Source organism: Saccharibacillus sp. JS10, from assembly GCF_024436065.1.
Classification (GTDB): domain Bacteria; phylum Bacillota; class Bacilli; order Paenibacillales; family Paenibacillaceae; genus Saccharibacillus.
Window position 1 is genome coordinate 156,485 of record NZ_JANFNS010000006.1, and the last position, 6,950, is coordinate 163,434.

A 6,950-nucleotide genomic window follows, 5' to 3' on the forward strand; every position below is an offset into this window, starting at 1 on the left:
CGACTTATTGGAGTTGAACCCTATGGAGCTGGAGAAAAAGCAATCTATTTTCGCGGCATGGATTAGCTTAATCAGCAATGTGATCTTGACGATCATCAAAATTATAGTAGGACTGCTGTTCAAAAGCCCCGTACTGATCGCAGACGGTGTGCATAACGCGGGGGATGTGATTGCATCGGCAGCCGCTCTGGGTTCTATGCAAATCTCAAGTCGTCCACCGGATGAAGATCATCCCTACGGGCACGGCAAAGCGGAAGTCATTGGAGCAAGCGTTGTCGCGACGATTCTTTTGCTTGCGGCGCTATATGTCGGTTATCATTCAGCAGTCGCGTTGTTTCATCCGATGCCGGAAGCCCATGTCGTGGCGCTGCTTGCTGCTATCGTATCGCTGATCTGGAAATTCGTGCTGTATATCTATACGATTCGTATCGGTCGCCGCGCGAACAGCAAAGGGCTAATTGCAACCGCGCAAGATCATCTGGCGGATGTGTATGCGTCGGGTGCTGCGGTGATCGGGATTGGTCTTGGTCTCTGGGGTCAATGGATCGATATGCCGATCCTCGCGTATGCCGATCCGATCGCAGGGATTATCGTAGCCGTTCTCGTCTTAAAACTTGCTGCGGATATGGCGCGGGAGTCGATCGATATTTTGATGGAAAAAGCTATCGGTACCGAAGAACTCGCCGCACTTGAACGTATCGTTCGCAGTATCGGAGACGTAAAGCGGATCGACCGTATTCGTGCGCGCGAGCATGGACAATACATTATTATCGATCTACGGGTCGGGGTAGACGGACAAATGACGATCCAACAAGGTCACGACGTGATCCGCAAAATCAAAAAAGCGATTCTTTCTTCTCATCCGAATGTGAGCGAAGTGATGATTCACTTGAATCCGTGGTATCCTGGCGCACCGGAAACTCCGAGTACGGAAGCTTCGATCAGTATCGACGGTTCGGGAACAGGCTTGACGAAGATTGAGAAATAAAAGTGAAAAAAGCTGCGCAACCTCTCATTGACGAGAAGGTGCGTAGCTTTTTTTGCGTCCAGCCGTAGCGGTTCCGATAACGCCAGCTACAATCGCGACAGCGCCGAGTAAAGCGAAAGTTCCGACTTGTTCGCCGAGAATAAAAGCGCCGGCTGCCAAAGCGACAACAGCAGACAAACTTCCGAACACGCTCATCCGAGACGCTTCGATTTTGGACAGCGCGTAGTTCGACAAGTAAGAAGTGACGAGCGAAGACATGACGCCGAGATACAGCATCGCGATCAGGAATGAAGGCGACGACAGCGGAGAAAGCAGATCGGATAACGTTCCGTTGGCTATATGACGAATCAGTGCCAGCAGACCGAAGACGATAAAGCCAAGCAGATTCATAAAATACGTTAATTCTTTTGGCGCAAAAGAACTTCGAAGACGACGTGCTAATACATTGTAGCCGGCTTGGGAAAACGCAGAGCAGACGATCAGCAAAATTCCTCCGATACTTGCGGTAAAAGCAGCCCCTTCGCGTCCAGCGAACAAAAAGGCAACGCCGATTACAGATAATAAGGTAAACGCCATCTGAATTTTACTGGCACGTTCGCCGAGTATAAATATCGCCAGAATCAGAGTGAAGACCGGCACAGCGCCTTGAATCATCCCGGCTTCCGCTGAAGTGGCATACAGCAGACCGAATGTTTGAAAGCTGAAAAAAGCAATCGGATACAGCGAAGTCACGGGCAACATTTTCCAAGCTCCGCTGCGAATATGACGGATGCCCTTTTTTCCCGGAAAAGCAAATAAAGTAGCCGCTACAAAAGCGAACAAAAAGCGATAAGCCAAAATATCGAGCGGATTCGATACTTGAAGCGCGATTTTAACGAACAAAAACGAAAAACCGATAATAAGCGCGTTTGAAGCCGCTGCGATATAAGCTTTTTTGATCGAACCTTGAGACATCTTGAAACCTCCGACTATTTAAAATTTAATGTCGCGCGACGGGTTGATCCTTATTCTAAATACCTCAATGACATGCTACAATAGACATATTCACGATCTGTACCGGTACAGATTACAGTTAGGAGGTCGCGGATGTACAAGTATATGGAATTACTGAACGAGCTGGAACGTCAGATCGCCGGAAATATGCAAGAAGGAGATAAAATGCCTTCGATTCGCACCTTGTCCGAACGGTATACGTGCAGCAAAAGTACGGTAATCCGCGCATTATCCGAGCTAGAGCGTTCCCATCTGATTTATGCGTCAGCGAAAAGCGGTTATTATGTATTGGGTCGCTTAGAAAAAGAAAGACAGAAAGCACAAGTCATCGATTTCGTTCAAGCGGCGCCAGACCCGGAGATTTTTCCGTATCTGGATTTTCAGCATTGTCTGAACAAAGCGATTGATACGTATCGAAATGACTTGTTTATCTACGGCACGCCAAAAGGATTGCCTTCGCTAGTCAAAGAAATGCAGCGTCATCTTGCGGATTACCAGGTGTTTGCGGATCAGGAGCGGATTTTTATTACGTCCGGGGTTCAGCAGGCACTCACAATCCTTGCCGACCTGCCGTTTCCAGACGGAAAAGATACCGTGGTTATCGAGCAGCCAAGCTATCCGTTATTTATCAACTATCTGGAGACGCATCATGTTCCGGTAGTCGGGATTCGGCGCGATGCGTACGGCATTGATCTGGGCGAACTCGAACGTCTTTTTCAAGGCGGGAATATCAAGTTTTTCTACACGATTCCCAGATTTCATAATCCGCTAGGTTGTTCGTACGATCGTCGGCAAAAAGAGCAGATTGCTCAGCTAGCAGAAAAGTACGGGGTGTATATCGTCGAAGATGACTATATGGCAGATCTGGAGTGCGATGCCAAGTCTGATCCGCTTTATGCGTATGACCGTGCGGAGCGAGTTATTTATTTGAAAAGCTATTCCAAGATTTTGTTTCCCGGTCTGCGAATAGGCGTTGCGGTACTGCCAAGCGAACTCGCAGAGTCATTTGGACGTTACAAAAAACTGCAAGACATCGATAGTTCGATGCTGTCGCAAGCGGCTTTGGAATTGTATTTAAAAAGCGGGATGTTTGCGCGGCACCGAGAAAAAATCCGCAGTCGCTATGCTCGGCGTTCTAAGCTACTGGGCGAAGCGATTCGGCAGGCTCAAGATGCTTATCCAGATGCGTTCACCGGATTTTTGCCTGACGAAGGCGGAATTCATACGCACCTAATCCCCAAAGTTCCGGCGGCTTTATCTTCGGCTATCCAACGGATGAGCGAGCGTTATATTTATACGGAATCTACGAAACCTCACTACTTGAAAGGATTTCGTAACGACGCGATATTAAAGCTTAACGTATCGGGTGTGCCTGACGAGAAAATCGGCGATAGCGTTGAGATTGTCGCAGAAGAATTGGCGAAAGCCGTATACCGAGTCCAGCGGCATTGATTGCATGTAAACGAAAGGCTATGTTCTACACGTTTTCTACATCGTCGATTTCAATAAAAAGGGGGATATGAGATGGAGCTGTTTATCAGTATTTTAGTTATGCTTGCGATTATCGGAATCTCGAATGTCGTGAATCGTTTTCTTCCGTTCATTCCAGTTCCATTGATTCAGATCGGTCTGGGCGTAACCGCCGAGTTATTGCCGCCGCATATTCATGTACCGCTCGAACCTGAATTATTCCTTGTTCTATTTATTGCGCCATTGTTATTCAACGACGGAAGAATTATTCCGCGCGGTGAGTTATGGAATCTTCGAGCGCCGATCTTACTGTTGGCGCTCGGGTTAGTATTTGTTACGGTCTTCGTCTTCGGCTACCTGATCCATTGGGTGATTCCGAGTATTCCGCTCGCTGCGGCATTTGCTTTGGCGGCGATCTTATCGCCGACCGATGCAGTCGCGGTCGGTTCGTTAGCTGGACGGATCAAGCTTCCCAAAGACATTATGCGTCTGCTTGAAGGGGAAGCGCTGATGAACGATGCGTCGGGTCTGGTCGCGTTTAAATTTGCGATTGCGGCTGCGGTAACCGGTGCATTTTCGATCTATCAAGCCTCGTTTAGCTTTTTGCTGATTGCGATCGGCGGGTTGTTTACCGGAGCCGTGCTTTCTTTTGTCATTATTCGAATTCGGGTATTTTTGCGTCGATTCGGTATGGAAGACGAAACGCTGCATGTGTTAATTCAATTGGTAACGCCGTTTGTGTTGTATTTGGTTGCCGAGCATTTAGGGCTTTCGGGTATCCTTGCCGTCGTTTCCGGTGGGGTCGTCCATGCGATTGAGCGTGATCGCGCCGAATCCACACGTGTGAAATTGCAAGTCGTGTCGAACAGTACATGGTCGGTATTTTTATATGTACTCAACGGGCTTGTATTCGTTTTGCTCGGCTTGCAGCTTCCCGAAGTTATGGGTACGATCTTTGAAGATCCGTCTGTAAGCAGCTGGAGTGCGCTATGGCATGTAACTTGGATTTCGGTTGGGCTGATCGTACTTCGATTCTTATGGATTTACGCTTATTGGTTTTTCACCAATCGCAAACTCCAAAGCGGACGTAGCGGCAAGCCTTTATTCAAAGCCGCTGTTCAGACCGCATTATCCGGTGTACGCGGTGCGGTCACACTCGCCGGTGCGTTCTCGATTCCTTTGGTGTTGGAAGGCGGAACAGCGTTCCCGGAACGAAATCTGATTTTGTTCTTAGCTGCTGGAGTGATTTTGTTTACGCTGCTGACCGCAAGTATCGTATTGCCGCTACTTACGGATAAAGAAGTGGCAGAAGCGCCAAAAGCCGAGCAGCCGCTTAAACGCCGTATTTTGAGCGCGATCGCGCAGCGGATCGGTCAAGAAGAATTGGACGAAGGACGTTCCGCGTTGTCGGCATCGGATATGCGCGATTTTACCCGCTATTTGCAGCGGGTTGAAGAAGCAACGAATTCGTATGCAGCCGACCCGGATGCGCCGCGCCGGGAAGCGGATCTGATGTACGCGGGTATTCGCGCACAGCGCCGCGAATTAAGCCGATTGGTTCAAGACGGAGAGCTTGGTCAAGAAGAAGCAACGCCGATCTTTGAGCATTTGAGCCGGATTGAGGAAAGTATTCCGGGTCGATTGGAAGCTCGCGTTACGACGTCGGCTGCGGACATCGGACGTTTTGCCGCTGCTTTATTCGCTCGCGGACGTCGCGGCGAATTGGGCGACAAAAAAGCGCTGTGTACGATGCAAACTGCAAAAACGCGTATGGCGCAAGCCGCGATCGAAGCGATTGAAAAGCGCACCAATGAATACAATCGCCAAGAATCGAAGCGTCTGATTGAAAATTACAATCAGATGATTGCACGTTTGGCGAAAGTGAACTTCGGTATGCTGGACGAAGAAACAGAGGAAGAACGCGAAGAACGTGAACATCGTATGCAAGAGCGTCTTGCTGCGATTCAAGAACAACGCGACCATGTACAACGGTTGTTCGAGAAAGGCGAAATTTCTCGAGAACTTGCGGGTAGACTGAGGCAGTTTATTCGGTATTTGGAGACGGATGTGCCGGAGGAAGAGAATTTCGGGCACTGATGTGAGGGAAGAAGCGAGAAGGCTCCGAGAGAAATTCGTTAGCGTATGCTTACGATGTGTCTTTCTTCGAAAGTCTTTAGGTCGCGTGTTGAAATTGGGAAAAAGATTATAAATTTTTAGTGGAGCTTTCCCAATTTCAAAGGCGAACACTATCGTTCCTACAACAAATTTCTCTCTCCGCCTTCTCGCTTCTAGTTACGTTACACTTTTTTGAGATGGAGAGAAAAACCTGTTTAAGAGATAACCTTCTTTTCAGAAGGTTATCTCTTTTTTATGGGTGGGAGATATTGGGTTTGAGTAAAAAGATTTTACCCTTTAAGATACTAATGATGCGCGTATATTGGAAAGGGAAGTGGGCAAAACCGGATGGCAGAAGAAGGACTGGAACTTAATTTATTTCGAAGTTACATATATCGTTATCGAGAAAATCTGATTGTAGAACGGAACTTATCACATACAACCGTGCAAGCGTATCAATATGATTTGAATTTAATTGTTTCATGGTGCGAGCGTAATCATCATCAGGCTGTAGATCATCGTATTTTGCATTTGTATTTTATTGAATTGATTGAATCAAGAACGATGAAAGATACGACAATCAAGCGAAAATATATTTCGGTAAAGACCTTTTTTAAATTTTTGCGAGAACAACAATTGATGGGTGCCATGTCGGACTTTTCGCTCGGAGCAAAGTTTAAAAAAGCAAAAAGAATTCCGAAAACATTACCGATTGATGAAATTCAACGGCTACTGGGAAGTATTGAACACGACGTTACCATGCTCAAGTCGGATTATAGAAAGTTGATCGCTACGAGGAACTTGGCGATTGTCGAGTTATTATTTTCTACAGGAATTCGAATTGGAGAGTTAGTGAACATTGATCTGAGCGATTTGAATGTGGGAGAGCGCACATTACTTATCTTTGGCAAAGGGAGAAAAGAACGGATCTTGTATCTGTCTAGTAAAGAAGTCGTAACCGCTTTAAGAAATTGGATGAAGATACGCGCTAAACTCATTCCGCAGGACGAAGCTTTGTTTATTAATAAATATGGGAACCGCTTAACGATTTATTCGATTGAAAATATTTTTTCGAAATACCGAGACACTGCACGTATTACGCCAACCGCTACACCTCACGCTTTACGACATACTTTTGCGACTCACCTGCTTGATAACGGAGCCGATTTGCGGTCGGTTCAAGAGATTCTAGGGCACTCCAGCGTAAGCACAACGGAGATTTATACCGAAGTTTCGATCAAAAGAAAGAAGAATGTACTGTCGAAATTTAACCCGCGAAATAAGCTGAATATATAGCAAAAAACCTCCTAATAACTATGAATTATTTGGAGGTTTTTAGTTGTATATCGAAGCCGACTATTATTTTTCTGAACTAAAAAAGGAG

The 6,950-nt window shown here is 46.7% G+C and carries 5 protein-coding genes; 4 read left to right on the plus strand and 1 reads right to left on the minus strand.

Features of this window, described 5'->3' with window-relative positions:
* Positions 1–22: 22 nt before the first annotated feature.
* On the plus strand, positions 23–988 hold the full coding sequence (locus NOM90_RS17465; RefSeq protein ID WP_255943807.1) for a cation diffusion facilitator family transporter: 966 nt from the start codon (positions 23–25) through the stop codon (positions 986–988).
* A gap of 24 nt (positions 989–1,012) precedes the next feature.
* Here the strand turns inward: NOM90_RS17465 and NOM90_RS17470 are convergent, their stop codons facing one another.
* A complete protein-coding gene (locus tag NOM90_RS17470) occupies positions 1,013–1,942 on the minus strand; it encodes a DMT family transporter (protein WP_255943808.1) in 930 nt (309 codons plus the stop codon).
* A gap of 132 nt (positions 1,943–2,074) precedes the next feature.
* Here NOM90_RS17470 and NOM90_RS17475 point away from each other — a divergent pair, with 132 nt between their 5' ends.
* From NOM90_RS17475 to NOM90_RS17485, 3 genes are all read left to right on the plus strand, one after another.
* Positions 2,075–3,433 (plus strand): aminotransferase-like domain-containing protein, encoded by a 1,359-nt coding sequence (locus tag NOM90_RS17475; protein WP_255943810.1) that lies wholly within the window; start codon positions 2,075–2,077, stop codon positions 3,431–3,433.
* A 72-nt stretch (positions 3,434–3,505) separates the two neighbouring features.
* Entirely contained in the window at positions 3,506–5,548 is a 2,043-nt protein-coding gene (locus tag NOM90_RS17480; protein WP_255943812.1) for a Na+/H+ antiporter, read from the plus strand.
* 366 nt (positions 5,549–5,914) lie between these two features.
* Positions 5,915–6,862, plus strand: coding sequence for a tyrosine-type recombinase/integrase (locus NOM90_RS17485; RefSeq protein WP_255943814.1), 948 nt, complete (start codon positions 5,915–5,917; stop codon positions 6,860–6,862).
* Positions 6,863–6,950: the final 88 nt, after the last annotated feature.